At 69.0% G+C, this 24,246-nt stretch carries 20 protein-coding genes and 1 pseudogene; 5 read left to right on the top strand and 16 right to left on the bottom strand.

Going from position 1 to position 24,246, the window contains the following annotated elements; translation table 11 throughout:
- Positions 1-2: 2 nt before the first annotated feature.
- From CBM2586_RS19990 to CBM2586_RS19930, 13 genes are all read right to left on the bottom strand, one after another.
- Positions 3-1,310 carry an MFS transporter gene (locus tag CBM2586_RS19990; protein WP_373425444.1) on the bottom strand — a complete coding sequence of 436 codons (1,308 nt, stop codon included), beginning with the start codon at positions 1,308-1,310 and terminating at the stop codon, positions 3-5.
- 392 nt (positions 1,311-1,702) lie between these two features.
- Positions 1,703-2,659: a PDR/VanB family oxidoreductase gene (locus CBM2586_RS19985; protein ID WP_115689392.1), complete on the bottom strand. Its 957-nt coding sequence runs from the start codon at positions 2,657-2,659 to the stop codon at positions 1,703-1,705.
- Positions 2,660-2,688: 29 nt separating this feature from the next.
- Positions 2,689-3,675, bottom strand: a complete 987-nt coding sequence (locus CBM2586_RS19980; protein WP_115665256.1) for a VOC family protein — start codon at positions 3,673-3,675, stop codon at positions 2,689-2,691.
- A 23-nt stretch (positions 3,676-3,698) separates the two neighbouring features.
- Complete coding sequence (locus CBM2586_RS19975; protein WP_115689390.1) at positions 3,699-5,177, bottom strand: aldehyde dehydrogenase; 1,479 nt, start codon at positions 5,175-5,177, stop codon at positions 3,699-3,701.
- Between the two features lie 239 nt (positions 5,178-5,416).
- Positions 5,417-6,217 carry an aspartate dehydrogenase gene (locus CBM2586_RS19970; protein ID WP_115665258.1) on the bottom strand — a complete coding sequence of 267 codons (801 nt, stop codon included), beginning with the start codon at positions 6,215-6,217 and terminating at the stop codon, positions 5,417-5,419.
- Positions 6,218-6,229: 12 nt separating this feature from the next.
- Positions 6,230-7,945, bottom strand: a complete 1,716-nt coding sequence (locus CBM2586_RS19965) for a thiamine pyrophosphate-binding protein (RefSeq protein ID WP_115689388.1) — start codon at positions 7,943-7,945, stop codon at positions 6,230-6,232.
- A complete protein-coding gene (locus tag CBM2586_RS19960) occupies positions 7,938-8,741 on the bottom strand; it encodes an SDR family oxidoreductase (protein WP_115689386.1) in 804 nt (267 codons plus the stop codon). The genes CBM2586_RS19965 and CBM2586_RS19960 overlap by 8 nt, the downstream gene beginning before the upstream one ends.
- Positions 8,742-8,746: 5 nt before the next feature.
- Entirely contained in the window at positions 8,747-9,598 is an 852-nt protein-coding gene (locus CBM2586_RS19955; protein WP_115689384.1) for an IclR family transcriptional regulator, read from the bottom strand.
- Positions 9,599-9,630: 32 nt separating this feature from the next.
- Entirely contained in the window at positions 9,631-10,167 is a 537-nt protein-coding gene (locus CBM2586_RS19950; RefSeq protein WP_115665262.1) for a cupin domain-containing protein, read from the bottom strand.
- 43 nt (positions 10,168-10,210) lie between these two features.
- Positions 10,211-10,984 carry an SDR family oxidoreductase gene (locus CBM2586_RS19945; protein WP_115665263.1) on the bottom strand — a complete coding sequence of 258 codons (774 nt, stop codon included), beginning with the start codon at positions 10,982-10,984 and terminating at the stop codon, positions 10,211-10,213.
- Entirely contained in the window at positions 10,977-12,047 is a 1,071-nt protein-coding gene (locus CBM2586_RS19940; protein WP_115665264.1) for an aromatic ring-hydroxylating oxygenase subunit alpha, read from the bottom strand. The genes CBM2586_RS19945 and CBM2586_RS19940 overlap by 8 nt, the downstream gene beginning before the upstream one ends.
- A gap of 39 nt (positions 12,048-12,086) precedes the next feature.
- Positions 12,087-12,392, bottom strand: a complete 306-nt coding sequence (locus CBM2586_RS19935; RefSeq protein ID WP_231942618.1) for a recombinase-like helix-turn-helix domain-containing protein — start codon at positions 12,390-12,392, stop codon at positions 12,087-12,089.
- A gap of 238 nt (positions 12,393-12,630) precedes the next feature.
- The gene (locus tag CBM2586_RS19930; protein ID WP_115689382.1) at positions 12,631-13,509 is read right to left on the bottom strand and encodes an alpha/beta fold hydrolase; all 879 of its coding nucleotides are present in this window, start codon (positions 13,507-13,509) and stop codon (positions 12,631-12,633) included.
- 320 nt (positions 13,510-13,829) lie between these two features.
- Between CBM2586_RS19930 and CBM2586_RS19925 the strand changes: the two genes are divergently transcribed.
- The 3 genes from CBM2586_RS19925 (at position 13,830) to CBM2586_RS19915 (ending at position 16,673) form a co-directional block, all read left to right on the top strand.
- Positions 13,830-14,933, top strand: coding sequence for a porin (locus CBM2586_RS19925; protein WP_115689380.1), 1,104 nt, complete (start codon positions 13,830-13,832; stop codon positions 14,931-14,933).
- A 104-nt stretch (positions 14,934-15,037) separates the two neighbouring features.
- Complete coding sequence (locus CBM2586_RS19920; protein WP_115666476.1) at positions 15,038-16,036, top strand: Bug family tripartite tricarboxylate transporter substrate binding protein; 999 nt, start codon at positions 15,038-15,040, stop codon at positions 16,034-16,036.
- Positions 16,037-16,181: 145 nt separating this feature from the next.
- Positions 16,182-16,673 (top strand): DUF421 domain-containing protein, encoded by a 492-nt coding sequence (locus tag CBM2586_RS19915; protein ID WP_115665268.1) that lies wholly within the window; start codon positions 16,182-16,184, stop codon positions 16,671-16,673.
- A 59-nt stretch (positions 16,674-16,732) separates the two neighbouring features.
- Here the strand turns inward: CBM2586_RS19915 and CBM2586_RS19910 are convergent, their stop codons facing one another.
- Both CBM2586_RS19910 and CBM2586_RS19905 read right to left on the bottom strand, forming a co-directional pair.
- Positions 16,733-18,316, bottom strand: a complete 1,584-nt coding sequence (locus CBM2586_RS19910; RefSeq protein WP_115665269.1) for a fatty acid--CoA ligase — start codon at positions 18,314-18,316, stop codon at positions 16,733-16,735.
- A gap of 80 nt (positions 18,317-18,396) precedes the next feature.
- A complete protein-coding gene (locus CBM2586_RS19905; protein WP_025586544.1) occupies positions 18,397-19,179 on the bottom strand; it encodes an SDR family NAD(P)-dependent oxidoreductase in 783 nt (260 codons plus the stop codon).
- Between the two features lie 268 nt (positions 19,180-19,447).
- Between CBM2586_RS19905 and CBM2586_RS19900 the strand changes: the two genes are divergently transcribed.
- Together CBM2586_RS19900 and CBM2586_RS19895 are read left to right on the top strand one after the other, a co-directional pair.
- Positions 19,448-21,760, top strand: a complete 2,313-nt coding sequence (locus CBM2586_RS19900) for a mechanosensitive ion channel family protein (RefSeq protein ID WP_115689378.1) — start codon at positions 19,448-19,450, stop codon at positions 21,758-21,760.
- Between the two features lie 291 nt (positions 21,761-22,051).
- On the top strand, positions 22,052-23,212 hold the full coding sequence (locus CBM2586_RS19895; protein WP_115665272.1) for a helix-turn-helix transcriptional regulator: 1,161 nt from the start codon (positions 22,052-22,054) through the stop codon (positions 23,210-23,212).
- Positions 23,213-23,228: 16 nt separating this feature from the next.
- On the opposite strand, the pseudogene CBM2586_RS19890 reads toward CBM2586_RS19895, so the two are convergent.
- Positions 23,229-24,193: pseudogene (locus CBM2586_RS19890) on the bottom strand (IS110 family transposase).
- Between the last annotated feature and the right edge of the window lie 53 nt (positions 24,194-24,246).

Here is a 24,246-nt window from a genome sequence, read left to right as displayed (position 1 = left end):
GCTCAGACCTCCAGCTCCTCCAGCACCCGCCCCTTGGTCTCGATGCCCAGGCAATGCACGGTGACGGCCGCCAGCGCCGGCACCACCGACAGCGCGAAGAAGGCGAGGCTCAGGTCGCCGCTGCCGATGGTGCTGGCGATCAGCCCCGGCGCGAAGATCGCCGCCAGCTTCAGCCAGGCGCCGCCGAGGCCGCAGCCCATGGCCCGCACGCTGGTCGGGTACAGCTCCGGCGTATAGACATAGGCGGTGATGAAGCCGCTGGCGAGGAAGCCCATCGCCAGCGCGCAGAAGGTGGCGACCACGTACACGCTGGCGCCGTGGAACACCCCGGCCAGCACCAGCGACAGCGCGCACAGCAGGAACGACACATTGATCACCGGCTTGCGCCCGACCTTGTCGACGATCATGGCGCACACCAGCGACCCCACCACGCCCAGCACCGATGCCGCGGCGGCCAGGTTCAGCGCCAGCTGCAGCGGCGCGTGGTAGACGGTCTTGTAGACCGTGGGCAGCCAGGTCGACAGCCCGTACTGGATAAAGCCGCAGGTGGCCCACAGCATCCACACCGCCAGCGTGCGGCCGAGATAGGCCTTGCCGACGAGGTCGCGCAAGCGGCGGCGCGGGTGGCTGACCATGCGATCGTAGGCGCTGGCGTCGACCGGCGGCGGCAGCGGCGTGCGGGCGCGCGCCTCGAACGCGCGCAACGCGGCGTCGGCCTCTTGCAGCCGGCCCTTCTCGGCCAGCCAGCGCGGCGATTCCGGAATCACGCGGCGCAGGATGAAGAACAGCACCAGCGGCACGCCGCCGATGAAGTACATCACCTCCCAGCCGTAGTGCGGCACCAGCCAGGCGCCGACGCCGTTTGACACCATCAGGCCGATCGGGAACACCACCTCGTACAGCAGCACGAAGCGCCCGCGGCCGTGCGCGCGCGTGACTTCGTTGATATAGGTTGCGGCGACCGGCAGCTCGCCGCCGAGGCCCAGGCCCTGCACGATGCGCAGCAGCAGGAAAATCTCGAACGACGGCGCGAAGCCGCAGGCAATGCTCATCAGGCCGATGATGCCCGCGCTCCAGCCGATCGAGCGCAGCCGGCCGAAGCGCTCGGCCAGCCCCGGGAACAGCAGCGCGCCGACCAGCTGGCCGACCGACGGCGCCGCGATCAGGACCCCGACCTGCCCGGGCGTGAGCGACCACTGCGCGATCAGCAGCGGCAGCGTGGCGGCGATGGCAATCACGTCGAAGCCGTCGAAGAAGGTAGCCAGGCCGATCAGCAGCCGGGCCCGCACATGCATGGCGTTGCCGGGCATGCGCTCGATGCGGGCGACGATATTGCCGCGCGTGAGCGGACCGCCGCGGGCGGTGGCCGTGGCGGCGCCCTGGCCGGCACTGTCGGCCGTGGTCACGATACCTGCGGTGGCGGCCACCGGTGCGCCGGGGGACGCTGCGTCTTGTCTCTGTGTGAACACGGTACTTCTCGGTTGGATTCTTTCGGGTTGCTCCCCTCTCCCGCTTGCGGAAGGGGGGTTGGGGGAGAGGGCAGGCGCTTGCTGGCGGCATGTACCGCGGCTTACCCGGGGACTTGGATGAGGAAGTCGGGATTTGGCAGCGCGCTGGCTACGGCCGGCGCCGGCCCTCTCCCCCGCCCCTCTCCCGCGCGCGGGAGAGGGGAGAAAACACTCGCGGAACGAGCAATCGAGAATTACAAGTCCAGCACCAGCTTGCTGCCCTTGCACCCGGACACGCACACCATCATGGTCTTGTTGCTGGCGCGCTCGCTGTTGCTCAGCACGCTGTCGCGGTGGTCGGGGCAGCCTTCCAGCACGGCGGTCTCGCACGAGCCGCACACGCCTTCGCGGCAGCTGTATTCGACCTCGACGCCGGAATCGAGCAGCGCGTCCAGCAGCGACTTGCCCGACGGCACCTTGACCAGCGCGCCGGTGCGCGACAGCTGCACCACGTATTCGCCTTCCTGCACTGCCTCGGTCGACGGGTCGGCGGCAAAGCGCTCGATATGGACGTTGGGGTAGGCATGGGCCGCGCACGCGGCCTCGAACGCGTTCAGCATCGGGCCGGGGCCGCAGCAGTAGAAGTGCGTCTGCGCGTCCTGTCCGCCCAGCATGGCCTTCAGGTCCGGCGGCGCGCCCGCTTCATCGTCGAAGTGGAAGCGCACCGCGTCGCCGTAGGCCGACAGCGTTTCGACGAACGCCGCCTCGGCGCGCGAACGCGCGCAGTAGATCAGCGTGAACGACTTGCCCAGCTCGGCCAGCCGGCGCGCCATGCAGACGATCGGCGTGACGCCGATGCCGCCAGCCACGAGCACGGTGTGCGCTGCGCTCTCCTCCAGCTCGAAGTTGTTGCGCGGCGCGCCCACGGTCAGCGTGGCGCCCACGCGCAGCTGCTCGTGCACGTAGCGCGAGCCGCCGCGGCTGCCGCGGTCCAGCAGCACGCCCACGGTGTAGCGGTTGCGCGCTTCCGGCGCGCCACACAGCGAATAGCTGCGCACCAGGCCGTTGCCCAGGTGCAGGTCGATATGGGCGCCCGGGCTGTACTCGGGCAGGGTCTTCCCTTCGGGATCTTGCAGTTCGATGCTGACCACGCCACGCGCTTCGTAGCGCATGGCCTGGACCCGCAGGGTCAGGGACTGGTGGGCACTCATTGCTGCTTCCTTCTGTTGCGCTTCTCTGCTTACCGCTTCTCGGTCAGGAACTTGCCTGCCGGGCCGCCGGCGTTCTTCTGGCGGCGGGTGTTGCCGTCGATGCCGCCCTCGATCGCCCATTCGGCGAACATGGTCGGGCCCGGTTCGAACGCACGCGGCTCCCAGTGTTCGTCGAGCTGGTCTTCATCGGCGTAGTACTCGATCAGACCGCCGGCCGGGTTCTTGAAGTACCAGAAGTAGGCCGAGGAAATCGGGTGCCGGCCCGGGCCGAGCTGCGTGTCCCAGCCCTTGCGCGACACGTGCATGCCGCCGCCGAACACTTCGTGGATGTCGCGCACGGTGAAGGCGACGTGGTTCAGGCCGCTCTTCGGTTCCGGCAGCTGCAGCAGGAACAGGTCGTGGTGGCCGCCGTCCGCCGTGCAGCGCAGGAACGCGCCGCGGTCCGGGTAGCGGTCCGACGGTACGAAGCCGAACTTCTCCACATAGAACCGCTCCGTGGCTTTTACGTCCTTCACGAAGAACACCACGTGGCCGACTTCGATCGGCGTGGCGTGGTCGTAGATCGGGCTGCGCTGGTTCATGCGCGGCTTGTCGTTCCACGTGTTCATCAGCGCGCATTCGACCTGCACGTCATGCTTGCGCGTGACCTGGAAGCGCACCGCCAGGCCGTTCGGGTCGGTGCAGCCGAGGCGCAGCCAATCGCGTCCATCCTTGCCTTCGCCCTGCTTCACAAAGCCCGGCGCATCGGCAATCGCTTCAGCGAGGTGGTCGAGCGAAGCCTGCGATTCGACCCCCCACACCACTTCGCGCAGCGTCGGGCCGGCCTCGATCGCGGGCGGCAGCGAAGGATCGTCGATGCGGCGCACCAGCACGCGGCAGCCGTTCAGCGTTTCGAAATCCAGGCCCTGCGCGTCATCGCGCTTGATGGCCAGGCCCCAGTCGGTGAAGAAACCGCGGCAGGCGTCGAAGTCATCCGCGCCGTAGACGATCTCGTCGATTCCCAATACCTTGATCATTGCTTCTCTCCAGCCTGCCGGGTTCAGTGGTTGGCCCACGGCAGCGGTTGTTCGTTCAGGCCCCAGTACACGCTTTTCTGCTCCATGTACTGCAGGATGCCCAGCCGTCCCTTCTCGCGGCCCAGGCCGCTGTCGCGCCAGCCGCCGAACGGCGTCGCGATCGAGAACTGCTTGTAGGTGTTGATCCACACGTTGCCCGCCTGCACGGCACGTGCCACGCGCCAGGCGCGCTTGTAGTCGCGCGTCCAGATGCCGGCGGCCAGCGCGTAGACGCTGTCGTTGGCCTGTTCGATCAGGTCGTCCTCGTCGTCGAAGGGGATCGCCACCAGCACCGGGCCGAAGATTTCTTCCTGGCAGATGCGGGCGTTGTTATCCAGGCCTTCGATGATGGTGGGCGTGTAGAAGTAGCCATTGGGCAGGCCGGCCACGTTGGGGCGCAGGCCGCCGGTGCGAAGTTGCCCGCCTTCGTGCACGCCGCTCGCGACATACGACTCGATCGAATCGCGATGGCGGTCAGTGATAAGCGGCCCCATCTGTGTGCGCTCGTCGGCCGGGTCGCCCACGCGCAGCTGCGCGGCGCCGTGCGCCAGCCGGTCGATAAAGGCCTCGTACTGCGAACGCGCCACGAACAGGCGCGAGCCGGCGATGCACGATTCTCCCGACGAGCTGAAGATGCCGTACAGCACGCCGTTGACCGCGTGGTCGAGGTCGGCATCGTCGAACACCATGGTCGGCGACTTGCCGCCCAGCTCCAGCGACACCGGCATCATCTTGTCGGCGGCGATATGCGCGATGTGCTTGCCGGTGGTGGTGCCGCCGGTGAACGACACGCGGCGCACCAGCGGATGCTTGGTGATGGCGTCGCCGATCACCGAGCCCTTGCCCGGCAGCACGCTGACCAGCCCCCTGGGCACGCCGGCTTCCTCGCAGATGCGCGCCAGTTCCAGCGCCATCAGCGGCGTGACTTCGGCAGGCTTGACCACCACGGCATTGCCGGCGGCAAGCGCGGGCGCCATCTTCTGCGCCTCGCTGGCGATCGGCGAGTTCCACGGCGTGATCGCCGCGACCACGCCCATCGGTTCGTAGACGCTCATGGTCAGGCAGTCGCCGCGTTGCGGGGTGATGGTTTCTTCCAGCGTTTCGCAGGCGGCGGCAAAGAACTGGAAAGTGCCGGCGGCACTGGCAACCAGCGCGCGCGTCTCGCTGATGGGCTTGCCGTTGTCCAGGCGCTGGCGCTGCGCCAGTTGCTCGCCCTTGGCGCGGATCAGCTCGGCCACGCGGTACAGCACGGCGGCACGCTCGTGCGGCTTGCGCTGGGCCCAGCCGCTGGTTTCGAAGGCGCGCTGCGCGCCCTGCACCGCTTCTTCCACGTCAGCCAGGCTGGCAGCGTTCAGTTCGGCCACGACCTCGCCGGTGGCGGGGTAGCGCGTGCCGTAGCGGTCGCCGGTGCCGAGGCGCCATTCGCCGGCGATGCAGATGGGAAGGACTTCTTGTCGGTTCATGTCGTTGCCTGCTATGTCTGTCGTGGCCGCTGCCGGCTTTACTGCTTTATCTCGCTGCGATGCCCTCACCGATGCTGCGGCGGGACTCCCCTCTCCCGCTTGCGGGAGAGGGGTGGGGGTGAGGGCGAGCGCTTTTCACGGAGTTCAGCGCCTCGTCCTTGGCACACGCCGGCCCTCACCCCCGGCCCCTCTCCCGCTCGCGGGAGAGGGGAGCAAACCGGCAGCATGGATTGGCGCCCTTAAATCGATACCGCGTGCGCCCGGTTCCCCAGCGCCCGCACCACGCTGAACACCGTCAGCGCCGAGGTCTTCGGATTCGCCGCCAGCGGCTTGCCGCGCATGGTCAGCTCAAACCCGCCGAACGCCCCGCGCGCTTCCACGTGATGCACGTTCTCCACCGCATGCGGATCGGCCAGCAGCTTCACCGAAGTACGATCGAGACCCAGGCCGGCCAGCGACACCGTGGCGGCGACGTTGGCGTTCTTCGGGTACAGGCGCGCCGCGTCGCGCGCGCTGCCTTCGAAGATCACCGTGGTCTCGGTCAGGGCGTCCAGCTCGAACAGCTGCTCGGCCGGCGTGCCGGTCCACGCACGCGCCGGCTTGCGGCCGGTGTAGATGACTTCGTCCAGCCCGCCGACGCGGGCCGCGGCGAGCGCGTCGATGGCGCCGATCGCGCCGGACAGCAGCTGCACCTGCGTGCCGCCGCGACGCGCCGCTGCTTCCAGCCGCTCGGCCATGCCGGGTTCGGACAGCGCGCCCACCGACACCACCATGCACGGGATGCCGCGCTCCAGCGCCGGCACGATATGCTCTTCCAGCGCATGGTGGCCGGCGCACTCGACCAGCAGGTCGGGGCGCTGATCGTCCAGGTGCGTGGCGACGCGGGCGCGGGGCGCCAGCGCGGAGACCGCGCCGCGGGCCTCATCCATCGTGTGCTCCGGCACGATCACCACGTCAAACACCACGTCCGGATCGCTCTTGAGCAATTCCAGCACGCCGCGGCCGATCGCGCCGCAGCCAACCATGGACACATGCAGCATCGCGGCTCTCCCTCAGGCGGTGACAGTGGTTTGTTCGCGCGCCGGCTCTTCGTTGTCCTTGTTCACCGGGGGGCCGGCGAAGATGGTCTTGAAGGAGCCGATCGACAGCATGTCGATCTCCAGCAGGAACGGGCCCGACTCGGCCGTGGCCGCCTGGAGCGCGGCGCCGACCTCGGCCAGGTTGCTGACGCGCGCGTGGCGCAGCGACAGCGACTTCGCCAGCGTGGCGTAGTCCGGCGTATGCAGGTCCACATAGTGGCGGCGGCCGCCGTACTGCGCGTCCTGGATGTTCTTGATCACGCCGTAGCCCTTGTCGTTCATCAGCACGATCACCATGTCAGCGCGTTCCTGCACCGCGGTGGCCAGCTCGCCGAGGTTCAGGATGAAGCCGCCGTCGCCGGCCAGCGTGAAGGTCTTCTTGCCCGAGCCCGTGGCCGCGGCGCCGATCGCGGCGCCGATGCCCATCGCCAGGCCCTGGCCGATGCCGCCGCCCAGCGCATGCACGCCGGCACGCGAATCGAAAATGCGCAGCTGGCGGTTGCCCCAGGTGCTGTTCGACACGGTCACGTCGCGCACCCAGTTGAAGTTGCGCCCGACCGCGCCCTGCAGCGCCTGCACCAGCGCCGAATACGGGCCCAGGCCGTCGATCAGGCTGTTGACCGCGATGTCGTGCGCGCGGCGCAGGTCGGCGGCGAAGGCCGGGTCGACCTGCATGCGCTGCTCGAGCCGGTCGGCCAGCGCATCCAGCGCCAGCGCGGCATCACCGCTGACGAAGTAGTCGCTCATATAGCAGCGGCCTTCGGCGGCGGGATCGGCGTCGATGCGCAGCAGCGGGCGCGGCAGCTTCAGTTCGTACTTGAGGGTTTCATTGCCGCGCAGGCGCGAGCCCACCACCAGCATCGCGTCGCAGCTCTGGTAGAAGGCCTCGACCGGCTTGTGCAGGTTGAACGCGCCCAACGAGCGCGGATCGTCCTCCGGCACGATGCCGCGGCCCTGGGTGCTGGTGACCACGCCGAAGCCCAGGTCGAGCAGGCGCTGCACCTGCTTGCTGGCATGGCGCGCGCCGCCGCCCAGCCACAGCAGCGGACGCTTCGCCTGCACCAGGCGCTCGGCCAGCGCGTCCAGCGCGTGCGCCGACGGCACGTGCTGCGGCACCGGCAGCGGCTGCAGGTCGGCCGGCAGGTCGATCAGCGCGGCCTGGATGTCGATGGGGATCTCCACGCTGACCGGGCCGGTCGGCGCCGTCAGCGCGGTCTGCACCGCCAGCTTGATGGTGCTGAGCGCGGTGTCCGCGCTGCGGATGCGGAAGGCGGCCTTCGACACGGCCTTCAGCATGGTGAGCTGGTCCGGCGCTTCGTGGATGTAGGCCAGGCTCTGGTCCAGGTACGGGGTCTCGATCTGGCCGGTGATATGCAGCATCGGCGTGCCGGCGGTCAGCGCCTCGACCATGGCGCCGGCGGCGTTGCCCGCGGCGGTGCCGGTGCTGGTCAGGCACACGCCCAGGCCACCGGTGGTGCGGGCGTAGGCGTCGGCCATGTTGGTGCCGCCCGCTTCGCCGCGCGCCGGCACGAAGCGGATCTTGCCGCGCTCGCCCATGGCGTCGAGGATCGGCATGTTGTGGATCGAGATCACGCCGAACGCGGCCTTGACGCCGCACTGTTCGAGAAACGCCGTGATGGCGCAGCCGACGGTGACCTGCTGCTGTTCGTACGGTTGTTGATTAGGCATGACGGGAGTGTCCTCCGGAGATATCGATATGGCTGCCCGTGGTGTACGAAGACAACGGCGAGGCAAGGAACAGGATGGCGCGGGCTGCCTCGACAGGCAGGCCCAGGCGGCCAAGGGGAATATGTTTCTGCCGGGCCAGGCGCGCGGTCCACGCGGCCCAGTCCAGGTGACGGTCTTCTTCGGGGCGCGCCTCGAAGCGGCGGCGCCACTGGCCCGACTCGACCAGTCCGATCAGGATGCCGTTGACGCGGACACCTTTGGGCGCGAACTCGGTGGCCATCGAGCGCACCAGGTTGAGCACGCCGGCACGCGCGGCGGAGGTCGCCACCATGTGCGGCTCGGGCTGCTGCGCCAGCAGCGAGTTGACGCAGACGATGGCGCCCTGCCCCGACTGCTCCAGCTGCGGCAGGAACGCGCGCGTGGGGTGGATCACCGAGAAGAACTTCAGCTGCAGCTCGTCCATCCAGGCCGCGTCCTCGGTATTGGCAAAGGTGGAGACACGGCCCTGGCCGGCGTTGTTGACCAGCATGTCGACGTTGCCCAGCGTGGCTTGCACGTCGGCGGCAAAGGCGGCGACCTGCTCCGGCCTGAGCACGTCGCAGGGGGCGGCGTAGAGCCGGCACCCGGGGAACTGCCCGCGCAGCTGCGCTTCGGCGCTGCGCAGGCGGTTTTCGTCACGGCCGCACAGGGCCACCGCGGCGCCCGCTTCGAGCAGCAGTTCGACGGTCGCCAGCCCGATGCCGGAGGACCCGCCGGTAACGACGGCAACCTTGCCGCCGAGATCAATCATGGACATTGTCCTCACTCCCGATACAGATTGACGACCTTGCCTGCGCTGTGCAGCGACGGCCGGTAGTCGAGCAGGCGCGACAGCTCGCCCGCGCAATCCCTGACTTGCTCCACCATCGCGTCCAGCTGCTCCGGATCGATATGCGCGGCGGGGATGGTTGCGCCCAGCGCCGCCACCACCTTGCCGGTGCGGTCGCGCACCGGCGCCGCGATGGTCGAGATGCTCGATTCGAAAAAGCCTTCCTGCAGCACGTAGCCGCGCTCGCGGTCGCGCTGGACGATGGCGAACAGCGCATCGGTCGTGCGCGGCGTGCTGTCGGAGAACACTTCGAGCTGTGCCTCCGGATACAGCGCGCGCAGCTCCGCCAGCGACAGGTCTTCCAGCAGCACGCGGCCCAGCACGGTGGCATGCGCGGGCAGGCGCGTGCCGACATTGACCGAGCTGGCAAAGGGCCGCGGCGACACCGCCTTGGCCACATAGACGATGGAACGGCCGTCGCGCACCACCAGGTTGGTGGGGTAGCCGATCTCGTCGCGCAGGCGCTCGAGCAGCGGGCGGCCCAGCTCGGTCAGCTCCAGCGACGCCAGGTACTCGAAGCCGAGCCGCAGCACCGCCATGCCCAGCCGGAAATCGCGGCCGCCGTCGGCGCGCTCGACGAAGCCCAGCATTTCCAGCGTGGCCAGCAGGCGGAACACGGTCGAGCGCGGCACCTTCAGGCGGCGCGCCAGTTCCGCTGCCGACATCGCGCGGTCCTTGCTGCTGAACTCGCCGAGCAGGCGCAGGCCGCGCTCCAGCCCCGGGACGATGTACTTGTCCGGGGTCTCGCTGGCGGCGGGCGTGGTCGGGATGGCGTGGGTGCTCATAAGTCAGTGCGTGCGGCCGGGCCGATGGCGCATCAGCGCTTGATCTGCGCCAGCGGGTGCTCGGGCGGGTAGGTCGGCGTGATCGGCTTTTGGGCGCCGAGCATCACGCACATCAGCACGTCTTCGTCGCCGATGTTGATTTCCTCGCGGTACACGCCCGGTGGCACCGACACCAGGTCGCGCTCGGTCAGGATGGTCTCGAAGCGCTCGCCGTCCTTTTCCAGGATCAGCTTGACCTTGCCGCGCAGGATGAAGAACACCTCTTCCACGTCGGTGTGCAGGTGCGACGGGCCTTCATGGCCGGCAGGAATCACCATGGTGGAAAAGGTGAAGTGCTCGCTCGGCACGGTGTTGGTGTCGGCGGCCACGCCGGTGCCGCCGGTGCCCAGGTAGCGCATCTGCGCGCGGCGGTACTTGGGGTCGTAGTCGGCCTGGAACTTCAGCGCGTCCCAGTCGTACTTGCGCGTGGAGAAGCGCGCGACGCGGCTTTCCATCCACTGGTCGAACGAGGCGCCGTCCGGCTGGTCCCAGGAACGCTTGATGTTTTGCTGTTGGGAAAGATCGCTCATTTGAATTCCTTCTGCTTGGATGTGGCTTCGGTGGATCGGTGGATCAGTGCATGACAAAGCCGCCGTTGACCGCCAGGGTCTGGCCGGTCACGAAGCGGGCAAGGTCGGACAGGGCGAACAGCACCGCGCCGCAGACGTCGTCGGGCAGCTGCTCGCGCTGGATCGCGCGTTGCTCGCGGTACAGGTCGTGCCGGTGCTGGGGCACGTATTCGGTGGCCTCGACCAGGGTCAGGCCCGGCGCCACGGCGTTTACCGTGATCTGGTCGCGGCCCAGCTCGCGCGCCAGCGAGCGGGTCATGCCGATGATGGCGCTCTTGCTGGCGACGTAGGCCAGCAGGTTGGGCGCGCCCCACAGCGGCGTGTCCGAGGCCAGGTTGACCACCGCGCCACGGCCGCTGGCGCGCAGCGCCGGCAGGCACGCCGCGGTCATCAGCCAGGTGCCGCGCACGTTGACGTTCATCACGCGGTCCCAGGTGGCGATATCGATGGCGCCGGCGTCGCGGCCGCCCGAATCAGTTACGGCGGCGTTGTTGACCAGGCCGTCGAGGCCGCCGAGGGCCTTCACCGCGGCGTCGGCGCAAGCCTGCACCGAGGCGGGATCCGACAGGTCCAGCGTGACCGGCACCACCTTCAGGCCGCGGGCGCGCAGCGCGTCGGCCTCCTGCTGCAGGCGCTCGGCCAGGATGTCGGCCATCGCCACGCTGGCGCCGGCTTCGGCCAGCGACGTGGCGAAGGCCAGGCCCAGGCCGCGCGCGGCGCCGGTGACCAGCACCTTGCGGCCGGCCAGCAGCGTGTTGTTCCGGATGGCCTCAGGCATGGCTGGCGGCTCCCGAGGCTTGCGCCGGTTTCAGCACGGCCACCGGCTCGTCGGCGACTTCCTGCTCGGCGCGGCGCTTGAGCAGCCGGCGCACGCGCGTGATGCCGGCATCGTGCTGGTACAGCATCTCGTGGTCGCGCGCATTCGGCGCCATCATTTCAAGCACCACGCGGTCCTGCTCGAGCACGTCCCAGTGCAGCTGCTCCAGGCGGTTGCGATACAGGAAGCGCCACACGTCGCGCTCCCAGCCCTGCACGTGGCGGGTGCGCCAGAAGAACACCATGCAGTGGTCCTCGTCCACCGGCGTGGCCATGCCGACAATGCCGAACGGGCCGCCCGGGCCGACCTTGGCGCGGTACGGGATCGCCAGGCGCAGCCACAGCGTGCCGGTCTCGCCGAATTCCACCCAGTCAAAGTTGACGCCGCGCTGGCCGGTCTTCTCGAACACCAGGCCGTGCTCGGTCTCGCGGATCTGCATCACCGCGGACTTCTCGCCCGAGGCCATCGAATGCGACACCGCGTGCAGGTAGGCGCCGTGCATCGGGTCCATGACGTTGTCGATGGCGTAGCGGTAGTTGCAGTCCCAGTGCGCCACGCACAGGAAGTGGCTGTGCTCGTCGCTGACCAGTTCCTCGGGCAGGCGCAGTTCGTCGGGGCTGCCTTCGCCCTGCGGGGCCTGCTCGCCGAACCACAGGAAGATCGCGCCGGCCCGCTCCTGCACCGGGTAGCTGCGCACGCAGGTGCGGCCTTCCAGCGGGCAGCTTTCCACCGCCGGCACGCTCTTGACCTGGCCGTCGCCGCCGACTTCGACGCCGTGGTACCAGCACGCGACGCGGTCGCCCAGGTTCCAGCCCATCGACAGGCGCGCGCCGCGGTGCGGGCAGCGGTCTTCCAGCGCGTGCACCTGGCCGGCGCCGTCGCGCCACAGCACGATGTTCTGGCTCAGGCGGGTGATGCCGATCGGGGCATGGGTCACCGCCCACGAGGCGGCGACGGGGTACCAGTAGTTGCGCAGGCCGGTGTTCAGGCGGGCTTCGGCGCGGGCTTGCTTGTTCGATTCCATGTGGTTCTCGCTAAGACGCTGTGCTGGGGCGGCTGGGGCTCAGGCGCCCAGGCGGCGCATTTCCGACAGGAAGCGCGCTTCGGTCCAGGGCTGGCTGTCGACGGTGAGGAAGCCGGCGGCGTTGAACGCGCGCACGATGTCCTGCGGGTCCTGCGCACCGCCTTCGAAGGCGGCCTCGAGCGCGTCGCCGAGCGCGTTTTCGTACGCGCTCGGCGCGGCGGCGCGGGTCTGCCAGACGATGTTGGCGACCTTGCCGGGTCGCTCGATATGGCCCTTGCCTGCGACGTTGTTCGGCGCCGGACGCTCCCAGGGCACCAGGTTCGGGTTGTACGAGAGGCTTTCCATTGCGCTTGGCTCCATGTCTTGCAGCAGGGGGACCGTGTTCCGCGTGCGCGCCGTGCCGTCTGCCAGCCTTCGCGCTACGTTTTACTAATGAAACACTGGTTTAGATATTGAACACAGGTACGACTATAGACAACGACGGCGTAAAAATTGACTGGGGTTAACCCGCGACCGGGGAGATTGGCTGGCGGCGCGGAGCCGCCGGTGCGGGAACCTCGGCGGCAGGACGCCGCCGCGGGAATCACTCGCCGGCCGGCAGGACGGACCGGATCAGCCGCGCCGTGGCGGCGGCCTGGTCGATATAGCAGGCATGACCCGCATCCGGGATCAGCGTGAATGGCAGGCCGAAGCGTTCGGCCAGGGCCGCGCAGGCGGGCGGCGTGGTGACGACATCGCGGCCGCCGCAGGCGATCTGCGTCGGCAGCCGTTGGGGGCGCCGCGCCAGGTAGGCGTCGATGTCGTCGCCGCACAGCATTGCCACGGCCTGGCGGTAACCGTCAGGATTGAGCCGCCGCATGTTCCAGCGCACCCAGGCCTGGGCGCCCGCATCGGCCGTTTCGCCGAGCAGCCGCGTCGGGCCGCGCTGGGCCAGCCCGTCGACGCCGAGCGACTCGAGCGCTTCCAGCCGCTGGCTGGCCACCGCGCTGGCCTGCGCTTCCTTGCCGGCCGCGCCGTAGCCTTGCGCCACGCTCAGCAGCAGCAAGCGGCCCGGCAGCTGGCGCGCCGTGGCGGCATAGGCGGCCGCCATCAGCGCGCCCAGGGAATGCCCCACCACCAGCGCCGGCTGCACGCCGAGCGTCGCCAGCAGGCCCTCGAGCCGCCGCGCATAGTCCATGGCCAGCGGCCGCGCCTGCGCCAGCGGGGCAGAGTCGCCGTAGCCCGGCGCGTCCCAGGCGATCACGCGCGCATGCGCGGCCAGCAGGCTGGCGCACGGCAGCCACGACGCCGCACCGGAGCTGATGCCGTGCAGCAGCACCACCACCGGCCCGGCGCCGCCGCCGCAGCGGTAGGCGACGCGCCCGCCATCCACCTGGGCCACGCGCTGGGCAAACCCGCGCTCAAGGGCGTCCAGCACGTCACGGGCCGGTTCCGGGGAGGTTGGGCGCTGATTTTGTTCCATATATAAAACAATAGTTATTAAATAAAACCATTGAAGGATAGGCGCTGCCTGATCGCCAACGGCATCAGGGTTAACGATAGGCAAGCCGGAAACGGCGTCGCCACGCCAGCCCCGGTCATCCAGGGCCCCGGCTTTAGGGATAACCCTCCTCACATTTTCCGGAAAGTCGCGGCTATATTTTGCTCAACGTTTCTTATGTTGTTTGACGTTTCATATATAAAACACAAAGAGACCGAGACGACATCCAGTGCCGCCATCGCAGTGGTACCGGAGCACAAGACCAAAACACCACAAGACGGAAAACGGAAGGAAACCGGTAGATGAAACTTGCACGAACCGCCGCGGCGCTGCTTGCGGCCTCCCCCCTGCTGGCCTCGGCGCAAGTGCCGCAATCGTCGGTCACGCTGTACGGCGTGATCGACAGCGGCGTCGAGTACGTCAGCAATGTCGGCGCCAATGGCGACGGCCTGGTGCGCGTGCCCAACAACACCGCCACCGTGCCCTCGCGCTGGGGCATCCGCGGCACCGAAGACCTGGGCGGCGGCCTGAAGGGCCTGTTCGTGCTGGAGTCAGGCTTCTCGCCCGACAGCGGCAGCGCCAACCAGGGTGGCCGCCTGTTCGGGCGTCAGGCGCTGGTCGGCCTGAGCAATCCGTACGGCCAGCTGTCGTTCGGCCGCCAGTACACGATGCTGTTCTGGGCCATCCTCGACAGCGACATCCTCGGGCCCAACGTCTACGGCTCGGGCTCGCTCGACAACTACCTGCCCAATACGCGTGCCGACAACGCGGTCGCGTACAAGGCCAACTTCAGCGGCTTCGTGGTCGGCGCCTCCTACAGCTTCGGGCGCGACGCGGTCAATGCCGGCCCCAGCCCCGCCGGGACCAATTGCGCCGGCGAAAACCCGGCCGACAAGAAGGCGTGCCGCCAATGGTCGGCCATGGTCGGCTACGACAACAAAAGCTGGGGCGTGATCGCGGCCTATGACTCGCAGCGCGGCGGTCCGGGCGCTTTCGGCGGCCTCACCAGCAGCAACCTGACCGACGACCGCCTGTCGCTGGGCGGCTTCATGCTGCTGAAGAACACCAAGCTCGGCGCCGGCTGGATCCGCCGCGACAACGAGGGCAGCCCGACGCCGGTCAGCGACCTGTACTACGCCGGCGTGTCGCACGACATCACGCCGGCGGTCAACCTGGCCGGGCAGGTGTACTTCCTGAACTACCACGGCAGCGACAACCAGGCCATGCTGTACGCGCTGCGCGCGACCTACAGTTTCAGCAAGCGCACCTCGGTCTATGCCACCGCGGGCTTTATCAACAACGGCGGCCAGCTGGCCATGTCGGTCAGCGGCGGCTCGCCCGGTTCCGCCCCGCGCCCGGGCGAGAACCAGTGGGGCTCGATGCTCGGCATCAAGCACATCTTCTGAGTCCGTCCGCCGATCCATCCGAGCCGCCGGCGCCGCGCGCCGGGTTCCACCCAACGCGGCACCGCCCCCGGGCCGGTGCCCGGTTTTTCCGAGGTATGAAGATCATGAAGTCCGCACGACGACACCTCCTGGCCACGCTGGCCGCCGCCACGCTCGCACCCGCCGCCCTGCTGGGCGCCGGCGGCGCGCTGGCCCAGGGCTCGTACCCGAGCAAGCCTGTCACCATCGTCGTCGCCTACCCCGCCGGCGGCGACGTCGACGTGCTGGCGCGCATGCTGGCCGAGAAGCTGGCTCCGCGCCTGAAGCAATCCGTGGTGGTGGAAAACCGCACCGGCGCCGCCGGCACCATCGGCAGCGCCTACGTGGCGCGCGCCAACCCGGACGGCCACACGCTGCTGCTCGCGCCCAACACCGTCGCGATCGCACCGCTGGTGCTGCGCGCCGGCACCGGCGCCAGCTACGATGTGCAGCAGGACTTCACGCCGATCAGCCAGATCGGCACGCAGTCGCTGTTCGTGGTGGTCAACAAGGGCACCGGCATCACCAGGGTCAGCGACCTGGTGGCGCGTGCCAAGGCCGGCAAGGTCGAGACCTATGCCACCCCGGGCAACGGCTCGCCGATGCACATCATGGGCGAGCTGTTCAACAAGTCCGCCGGCATCAAGATCAGCCAGGTGCCGTACCGTGGCCTGGCGCCCGCCATCGTCGACGTGATCGGCGGCCAGGTGCCGGTCACCTACATCACCTACGGCGCGATCTCGCAGTATGTCGGCAACGGCAGCCTGGTGCCGCTGGCAGTGGCCGACCAGAAGCGCTCGCCGTTCGCTCCCAACGTGCCGACGCTGGCCGAGCTGGGCTACAAGGATGTCGAGATCGGCGCCTGGCAGGCGCTGCTGGGGCCGAAGAACATGCCGGCCGAGGTGGTGCGCACGCTCAACGCGCACGTCAACGAGATCCTGAAGATGCCCGACGTGGTGGCGCGCATGGCCACCATCGCGGTCACGCCTTCTGGCGGCGAGCCGGCGGTGCTGGCCAGGCTGATCGCCAGCGACACCGCCCGCTACACCAAGGTCGTGAAGGAATTCGGCATCCAGGCGGACTGAGCCGTGAGCCTGCATGGCCGGGCGCTGACGGCCGGCCGCGCGGCAAACCATACGCTGAGGTTGTAAGACTTACCGGGTCGCGCGGGGCGCCGGCGCCACAGCTGGCTGCGTTGCAATGTGGTCTGGAAGTTGCTGGGTCTCGCGCATGGACCTGTCGTTCGACTGGCGCGAAGCCCTCCTCTTCACCCTGTCGCCGCTCGAGATCATCGTGCGCGGCACGCTGATGTACTGGGCGCTGTTCCTGCTGTTCCGCTTCGTCGCGCGGCGCGACGTCGGCTCGCTGGGCATTGCCGACCTGCTGGTGATCGTGATCGTTGCCGACGCGGCGCAGAACGGCATGGCCGGCAAGGGCGAGAGCGTCGCCGATGCCGTGCTGCTGGTGGTCACGCTGATCGCCTGGAACCGGCTGATCGACCTGTTGTCCTTCCATTTCGAGGCGTTCCAGCGCTTTGCCGCCCCGCGCAAGGTCCTGCTGGTGCGCGATGGCGCCAAGCTGCGGGAAAACATGCAGCGCGAATCGATCACCGACGAGGAGCTCGAAGCCAAATACCGCGAGGAAGGCCTCGATTCGCTGGACCAGGTCAAGGCGCTGTACCTGGAGGCTGACGGCAAGGTCAGCGTGATCAAGAAGAAATAGAAAGCCGCGCAAAGCAAAGCCCGCCGGTGATGGCGGGCCTTGGCGCGTGCCCTGCGGGCTCAGTTGACCTGCCGGTTCATGCCTTCCCAGAACGGCTCGCGCAGCTTGCGGCGCAGCAGCTTGCCCGACGGGTTGCGCGGCAGCGCGTCGACGAACTCGATGCTCTTCGGCACCTTGAAGCCCGCCACGCGCTGGCGCGTCCAGGCGAGGATCGCATCGCGGTCGGCCGCCTGCCCCGGCTTGAGCACGACGATGGCCTTGACCGCCTCGCCCCACTTCTCGTCCGGCACGCCGATCACGGCCACGTCGGCAACCTGCGGATGGCCGTAGATCGCGCTTTCGACCTCGGCCGGATAGACGTTTTCGCCGCCGCTGATGATCATGTCCTTGACGCGGTCGTGGATGTACAGGTAGCCCTCGGCATCCATGTAGCCCGCGTCGCCGGTGCGCAGCCAGCCCTCGGCATCGATGGTGCGCGCTGTCTCTTCAGGCTGCTTCCAGTAGCCGGCCATGTTGTGCTGCGAGCGCACCACCACTTCGCCGACCTCGCCCGGTGCCAGCTGGCGCCCTTCGTAATCGACCACCTTCAGCTCGACCCCCGGCAGCGCCTTGCCCGCGGCGCGCATGCGCGGGACCTCGTCGGTGGTGTGGTCTTCGGGCGGCAGCGCGACGATGGTGCCGGTGGTCTCGGTCATGCCGTACTGCTGCACGAAGCCGCAGCCGAACACTTCGATGCCTTCGCGCAGCAGCGCCGCGGGAATCGGCGCGGCGCCGTACAGCAGGTACTTCAGGCGCGAATAGTCGACCTGGCGCGCGCGCGGGTCGCGCAGCACGATCTGCATCGCGGCCGGCACCAGGAACAGCTTGCTGACGCGCTCCTTCTCGATGAAGTCGAGCACCGCGCGCGGATCGAACTCGCGCGCGACCACGCCCTTGGCGCCGGACAGCAGGTTGCGCAGGCCCCAGCCGGAGCCGCCGATATGCGCCACCGGCATCGCCACCAGCGAAATATCGTCGGCGACCCAGTGCGACCAGGCCAGGTGTTCGCGCTCGCTGACCTCGGTGCCGATGGTCAGGTTGCGGTGCGTCAGCATCGCGCCCTTGGGGCGCCCGGTGGTGCCCGACGTGTACAGCTGCAGCACCACGTCGTGCGCCGCCGGCTGATGCGCCGGCGGCGTGGCCGGCTGCGCGTCGCGCCAGTCGGTGTAGCAGGGCCAGTCGCCCTGCCCGTCGCACGGCTCCATCACCACCACCTTGCGCACCAGCGGCAGCGCCGGCAGCAGGTTGCGCACCATCGCCGCCGACTCGGCGCCGACAAACAGCACCACCGCATCGCAATGCGCGAGGATGAACTCCACCTCGGGCGGGGCCAGGCGCCAGCTCGCCGGCGCCATCACCGCCCCGGCCTTGGCCGCGCCCAGCAGCAGCTCGAAATAGTGGTCGCTGTTCTTGCCGATATAGCCGATGCGATCGCCCGCGCGCACGCCTTCGGCCAGCAAGCCCTGCGCCACGCGGTCCGTGTTGCGCTCGAACCCGGCATACGTGGTCTGCCGGCCTTCGAACGAATACGCCACCGCCTGCGGCCGCAGGCGCGCGAAATGGCGCACCGCGTGAGGCAGCGTCGTCAGATAGCTGAAATCCATCCGCGTCTCCCAAAGAATTCATGCCATGGCCGGACTCGCGTGGCGCGCGGTCCGGCCATGGCGACAGGCCCGTCGTGGCTTCAGCGCGGCGCCATGCGGATGGCGCCGTCCAGGCGCACCGACTCGCCGTTGAAATAGCCGTTGCGGCACATCTCGACGGCCAGCGAGGCAAATTCTTCCGGCTGCCCCAGGCGCTTCGGGAACGGCACCGACGCGGCCAGCGCGGCCTTAACGTTCTCGGCCGCGCCCTGCAGCAGCGGCGTATTGAAGATGCCGGGCAGGATGGTGTTGACGCGGATGCCCTCGCCCGCCAGGTCGCGCGCGATCGGCAGCGTCATGCCGACCACGCCGGCCTTCGACGCCGAGTACGCCGCCTGCCCCATCTGGCCGTCCTGCGCCGCCACCGAGGCGGTGTTGATGATCACGCCGCGCTCGCCGCCGGCGGTATCCAGCGTCAGCATGCCGGCGGCCGAACGTGCAATGCAGCGGAAGGTGCCGATCAGGTTGATCTGGATGATGCGCTCGAAGGCATCGGACGGGAAGTGCTTGATCTGGTCCGGCGCCTCCTTGGAACGCGAGGCGGTCTTGATGGCATTGCCGGTGCCGGCGCAGTTGACCAGGATGCGCTCCTGGCCGATGGCGGCGCGCGCCTTGGCAAAGCCGGCCTCGACTTCGGCCTCGGAGGTCACGTTGACCTGGCAGAACACGCCGCCAAGTTCACGCGCCAGCGCTTCGCCCTTCTCGGCGTTCAGGTCGAACAGGGCGACGCGCACGCCCTGGGCCGCCAGCGCCCGCGCGGTGGCCGCGCCCAGCCCCGAAGCGCCACCCGTCACCACTGCCGATACCGATGCATTGAGTTCCATGCCGTCTTTCCTTTGTCTCTTTTTCCTGTGCGGCCGGCGCTGCGCGGCCGCGGTCTGGTTGAAGCCGGCAGGCGCAGAATCGCGTGTACCGGAGTGGGTTCGAGATTCGGGGATCGGCGCCGCCAATGCATCGTCTGAAGCGACGAATGCGACCAAGCTGTCCAAATGTGCGCGCGCGCCGCCCGGCACACCCCGCGACCGATGCGTTACAGTGGCGCGATCGATGGCCATTCCGGCGCCGGCGCCAGCCGGCAGACGATCACCCGCCATGCGCAAACCCGAACCTCATGCCTTGGCCCGGCGCCGCCGGCATGCCGTGCTGGGCACGGCACTGGCCTTGCTGGCCGGCCTGCTGGCGCTGCTGTGCGCCCTGCCGGCGCGCGCCGCCCCGGCCGACCAGCTCGCCGCCTTGCTGGCGCCGGCGGAAAAACCCGTGGCGCCGGCCAGCGCCGCTGCCGCCAGCGTGCCGCTGGCGCAATCGCTGGACCAGGTCATCGCCACGCTGCAGGACGATGGCGAGCGGCGTGCGTTGTTGAGCCAGCTGCAAACCCTGCGCCAGGGCCTGGCGGCTTCCGCGGCCGTGGCAGCGCCGGCGGCGGCCTCGACGCCCGGGCTGATCGGTACCATGGCGCAGGTGCTCGACGAGGTCGACTCACATCTGCGCGAAGACCGCGGCCCCTGGCAATACTGGGGCTGGCGCACGCGCTTCGCCGCCGAGGAATGGCGCGCCGCGCTGACGCAGAACGGCACGCGCACGGGACTGTATTCGTTGCGCGAATTCGCACTGGTGCTGGCGGCATGGGGTGTTTGCGGCTGGCTGCTGCGCGAGGCCGGCCACCGGCTGCGTCGGCGGCGCGCCGCCGACGCCCCGCGCGCGCCGCGCGGCAAGCTGCCCGAACTGCCGTCATGGGTCGACGTCGGCGTCTACATGCTGCGCCATATCGGGCCGTGGGTGGTGGCGTTCGGGCTGACGCTGCTGCTGGCGCGGCAACTGTTCGCGCAATCGCCGGCCAGCGTCGCCGCGGTGCTGCTCGCCTACGCCATCGTCGCCGGCGCGGTCGCGGCGGCGGTGTGCCAGGTAATCTTCGCGCTGTTCCGCAGCGCGCACCGGCAACTGGCGGTGCGGCAACTGCTGGCGCGCTCGCCGTGGCTGCTGTTCTGCACCGGCGCGCTGGCGGCGCTGGGCAACGGCGCCGCCGACGCCCGCATGGCCGCGCTGCTGGGCAGCAACCTGTCGGCGCTGGTCTCGACCCTCGCCAATATCGCCGCGGCGCTGGGCATCGGCGTGTTCGCGCTGGGTTTCCGCCGCCAGATCGGCCAGCTGATCAGCCAGCGGCCGCTGGCCTTCCGCCAGGCCCACCCCGCCGTGACCGACCTGCTGCGCCTGGCGGGAAACGCCTGGCACCTGCCCGTGCTGGCCGTGGTGGTGGCGTCGGTGATCGGCACCGTGCTGGCCACTGGCCATGCCGATGTGTTCCTGCGCCGCACGGTGGCCTCGGTGGCGCTGTTCGTCGCCGCGCTGCTGCTGACCATGGTGCTGGGGCGCTCGCCCAAGGCCGGCGCGCGCGCGCCGCGCATCCGCGACCGCCGCCGCTCGGCCTACCTGCAGCGCTTCGGGCGCTTTGCGCTGGCGCTGGTGCGGGTGCTGGTCTGGGCCGGTTTCGTGGAAATGGTCATGCGCGTGTGGGGCTCTTCGCTGGTGCGGCTGGCGGAATCTTCGGCCATCGGCCGCCACCTGACCGAAACCGCATTGCGCGTCACCAGCACCGTGCTGCTGGCCTGGCTGGTCTGGCTGCTGATCGATACCGCCATCATGCAGTCCCTGTCGCCCACGCACGCGCGCGCAGCGCAGCCCAGCCTGCGCGCCAGGACCATCCTGCCGCTGGTGCGCAATGCCTCGTTCATCGGCCTGCTGGTGCTGACCGTGATCGTGGTGCTCGCCAACCTGGGGGTCAACGTGACGCCGCTGCTGGCAGGGGCCGGGGTGGTCGGCCTGGCCATCGGCTTCGGCGCGCAAAGCCTGGTGCAGGACCTGATCACCGGACTGTTTATCGTGATCGAGGATTCCATCGCCATCGGCGACTCGATCGAGCTGCCCGACCACGCCGGCGTGGTCGAGGCCATGACCATCCGCACCGTCAAGCTGCGCGACGGCCGCGGCGCGCTGCACACGCTTCCGTACAGCCAGATCAAGGCGGTCAAGAACTTGTCGCGCGGCTACGGCTACGCCGTGCTCAGTATCGGCATCAGCTACCAGAGCGACCTGGACCGGGCGCTGGAACTGATCCGCGCCACCGGCGCCGATCTGGCACACGATCTGCGCTACGGCCGCAAGCTGATGTCCGGACTCGAGATCCTGGGCCTGGACCGCTTCGACCCGAGCGGGCCGGTGGTGTTGGCGCAGATCAAGACCCGTCCGCTGATGCAGGCGGAAATCACGCGCGCCTTTAATGCGCGGCTCAAGCGCAACTTCGACGCCAGCGGCATCCGCATGGCCTCGCCCAACCTGACCATCCAGGTCGATGGCGGGACGGTGGAATTGCCCTCGGGCGAACTGGCGGCGAAAGCGGCGCCGCAGTGACCACCCCAGTGACCACGATCACGCCCGGCAGCGCCGAAATTAGCGGCGCCGGATCAGCCGTGCCGGGAATCTTGCGCCGCACAATCGGGGTTTCCCCTGCCACCACGGGATATAAAACATACAACATTGTTTGGCATGATTGCGGCACGGCAAGCGCGAACGCAAGGCGCGGCCGGCAGCAGCCGTATCGGCGCCACTACAGAACGCCAGAACGGAACCGATAACACCAAGGGATGTGGCCACTGGCCGTGGCGCAGAGCAAGAGGCGTTTGCCACCGGGGGGATCTGAACATGGGCGAACACCCGACAACGGACGAGGACTTCCATCGTCTGGTCGACTCCATCTATGAGTCCGCGCTTGACGTCGCGGCCATGCCCGCCGCCCTCGATCTGTTTTCCCGGTACACCTGCACCATCAGCCCGCGCTACCTGATCTGGGACAAGCTGGCCGGCCATGCCCGCCTGGGCGTCACCCCGCACGGCTGCTTCACCAGCGGCGCCAGCTTGCCCGACTGCCTGCCCGGACCGCTCGATCGCTCTGGCGGCGGCGCCGGCAGCGCGGTGTGCGACGTCGCGGCACGCGGTTGCGGTGGCGGCGCCACCGATATCGCGGCGCTGGCCTGCAACGAGCTGGAACAAGGCGTGCGCCTGGTAGAGAACGCCGAAGTGTGCGTGCTGATGAGCGGCACCAACGCCGGCAGCATCAGCACCGGCCAGCGCGAGCGGCGCCTGTCCCATGTCATGCCGCACTGGGTGCGCGCCGCGCGCATGCAGCAGCGCAACTTTGAACTGAGCGGGCTGGCCAGCCTGGGCCTGGCCGGCCTCGATACCCTGGACTTCGGCGTGATGGTTCTGCAGGCCGACCTGCGCGTGCGCTATGCCAACAGCTGGGCTGAAGCGCTGGTGCAGGCCGACAGCCACCTGTCGCTGCAGGACGGCGTGCTGCGCGCCCACAGCGACACGCTGCAGGCGGTGCTGCGCAAGCTGCTCGACGGCGCCATGCACGGCCGCGGCGCCGACGCCGCGTCGGGCTCGTGGATGCATATCACCTCGGGCGGGCAGCCGGTGCCCATCATCGTCACGCCGCTGGTGTCGCGCCAGCCGGTGGAGGGCCCGTGGCAGCTGCCGGCGGCGATGCTGCTGCTGGGCAACTCCGAATCGCGCTCGGTGCTGGACGCCGGCGTGCTGAGCTCGCTGTTCGGGCTGTCGCGCAAGGAAAGCATCATCGCCATCCGGCTCGCCGCCGGCGAAACCCTCAACGAGATTGCCGAGCGCGAATTCCTTTCGCCCCATACCGTGCGCGTGCATATCCGCGACACGCTGCGCAAGACCGGCACGCATCGCCAGTCCGAGCTGGTGCGGCTGCTGCACCTGCTGCCCGGCGTGAACCTGGAGCGGGCCGGCATGACCTCGGCGATCCGGCCGCGCGCCCCGCGCCCGCGCGCCGCCTGAGTAACCGTCTTCAAAGTCAAGTTCGGTGAAGCGATTTGCCCCAAGGGGTGCTGGTTCTGACCATGGCGTTGAGCACGGTCAGCAACTTGCGCATGCAGGCCACTAACGCCACCTTGGGCAGCTTGCCGGCGGCTGTCAGGCGCTGGTAGAAGGCTTTGATGGCGGGGTTGTGCCGGGTTGCGGTGAGCGTGGCCATGTACAGTACCCGCCGGATCTCGAAGCGCCCTCCCAGAATCCGGCGCCGCCCCCTGCTGCTGCCCGAGTCATTGGCCATGGGCGCCACACCTACCAGGGCCGCGATCTCGCGCCGGCTGAGCCGCCCGAGCTCAGGCAATTCGGCAATCAGCGTGGCGCTGGCCACCGGGCCGATGCCGCTGGCCGACTGCAACAGCCGATCTAGTTCCCCAAAGTGCTCACGCATGTGGCCCACCATCTGCGCCTCCACGTCGTCCAGTTGGGCCTTGATGGCCGCCACGATGGCCTCGATGCTCGGGTGCAGCCCGGCCGGCGTGATCTGCAGCCGCTGGCGTTCGGCGTTCAACATGGTCAGCAGTTGGCGCCGGCGCGTAACCAGGGCCGCCAGCCACTGCTGCTGGGCGTCGGCCAGCGGGCGCAGGAAGCGCGCAAGGTCTTCGCGTTGCACCAGTACCGAGGCCAGTTCGGCGAGCATGCGCGCATCGATGGTGTCGGTCTTTGCGAGGCGCCCCATGGATTTGGCGAAATCGCGGGCCTGGCGCGGGTTGATCACCGCCACAGGTTGGCCTGCCGCCTGCAGCGCACAGACCAGTGCCGCCTCGTAGCCGCCGGTGGCCTCCATCACCACCAGGCCAATCCCCAGCGGCTGCAAGGTCGCGGCCAGTGCCGAATGGCCCTCGGCATCGTTGGCAAACTGCTGGGTATCGCGATTGGCGCCCAGCCCAGTACACAGACATCGACGTGTGCCTTCGCAACGTCAATACCAACAACTGAGATAACAGACATGGTCTTCAGATCCCTTGCTTGTGCATGCGCGCTCACACAAGGCGCGCGTAACC

The sequence above is a fragment of the Cupriavidus taiwanensis genome (assembly GCF_900250115.1).
In the GTDB taxonomy this organism is placed as follows: Bacteria; Pseudomonadota; Gammaproteobacteria; order Burkholderiales; family Burkholderiaceae; genus Cupriavidus; species Cupriavidus taiwanensis_B.
The sequence above is the reverse complement of the archived record's forward strand: the minus strand, read 5'-3'. Positions and strand labels throughout refer to the sequence as shown.

Coding starts and splice junctions, on each gene's coding strand:
- CBM2586_RS19990 (WP_373425444.1), bottom strand. CDS start 1,310: ATGCCCGGCAACGCCATGCATGTGCGGGCCCGGCTGCTGATCGGCCTG.
- CBM2586_RS19985 (WP_115689392.1), bottom strand. CDS start 2,659: ATGAGTGCCCACCAGTCCCTGACCCTGCGGGTCCAGGCCATGCGCTAC.
- CBM2586_RS19980 (WP_115665256.1), bottom strand. CDS start 3,675: ATGATCAAGGTATTGGGAATCGACGAGATCGTCTACGGCGCGGATGAC.
- CBM2586_RS19975 (WP_115689390.1), bottom strand. CDS start 5,177: ATGAACCGACAAGAAGTCCTTCCCATCTGCATCGCCGGCGAATGGCGC.
- CBM2586_RS19970 (WP_115665258.1), bottom strand. CDS start 6,217: ATGCTGCATGTGTCCATGGTTGGCTGCGGCGCGATCGGCCGCGGCGTG.
- CBM2586_RS19965 (WP_115689388.1), bottom strand. CDS start 7,945: ATGCCTAATCAACAACCGTACGAACAGCAGCAGGTCACCGTCGGCTGC.
- CBM2586_RS19960 (WP_115689386.1), bottom strand. CDS start 8,741: ATGTCCATGATTGATCTCGGCGGCAAGGTTGCCGTCGTTACCGGCGGG.
- CBM2586_RS19955 (WP_115689384.1), bottom strand. CDS start 9,598: ATGAGCACCCACGCCATCCCGACCACGCCCGCCGCCAGCGAGACCCCG.
- CBM2586_RS19950 (WP_115665262.1), bottom strand. CDS start 10,167: ATGAGCGATCTTTCCCAACAGCAAAACATCAAGCGTTCCTGGGACCAG.
- CBM2586_RS19945 (WP_115665263.1), bottom strand. CDS start 10,984: ATGCCTGAGGCCATCCGGAACAACACGCTGCTGGCCGGCCGCAAGGTG.
- CBM2586_RS19940 (WP_115665264.1), bottom strand. CDS start 12,047: ATGGAATCGAACAAGCAAGCCCGCGCCGAAGCCCGCCTGAACACCGGC.
- CBM2586_RS19935 (WP_231942618.1), bottom strand. CDS start 12,392: ATGGAAAGCCTCTCGTACAACCCGAACCTGGTGCCCTGGGAGCGTCCG.
- CBM2586_RS19930 (WP_115689382.1), bottom strand. CDS start 13,509: ATGGAACAAAATCAGCGCCCAACCTCCCCGGAACCGGCCCGTGACGTG.
- CBM2586_RS19925 (WP_115689380.1), top strand. CDS start 13,830: ATGAAACTTGCACGAACCGCCGCGGCGCTGCTTGCGGCCTCCCCCCTG.
- CBM2586_RS19920 (WP_115666476.1), top strand. CDS start 15,038: ATGAAGTCCGCACGACGACACCTCCTGGCCACGCTGGCCGCCGCCACG.
- CBM2586_RS19915 (WP_115665268.1), top strand. CDS start 16,182: ATGGACCTGTCGTTCGACTGGCGCGAAGCCCTCCTCTTCACCCTGTCG.
- CBM2586_RS19910 (WP_115665269.1), bottom strand. CDS start 18,316: ATGGATTTCAGCTATCTGACGACGCTGCCTCACGCGGTGCGCCATTTC.
- CBM2586_RS19905 (WP_025586544.1), bottom strand. CDS start 19,179: ATGGAACTCAATGCATCGGTATCGGCAGTGGTGACGGGTGGCGCTTCG.
- CBM2586_RS19900 (WP_115689378.1), top strand. CDS start 19,448: ATGCGCAAACCCGAACCTCATGCCTTGGCCCGGCGCCGCCGGCATGCC.
- CBM2586_RS19895 (WP_115665272.1), top strand. CDS start 22,052: ATGGGCGAACACCCGACAACGGACGAGGACTTCCATCGTCTGGTCGAC.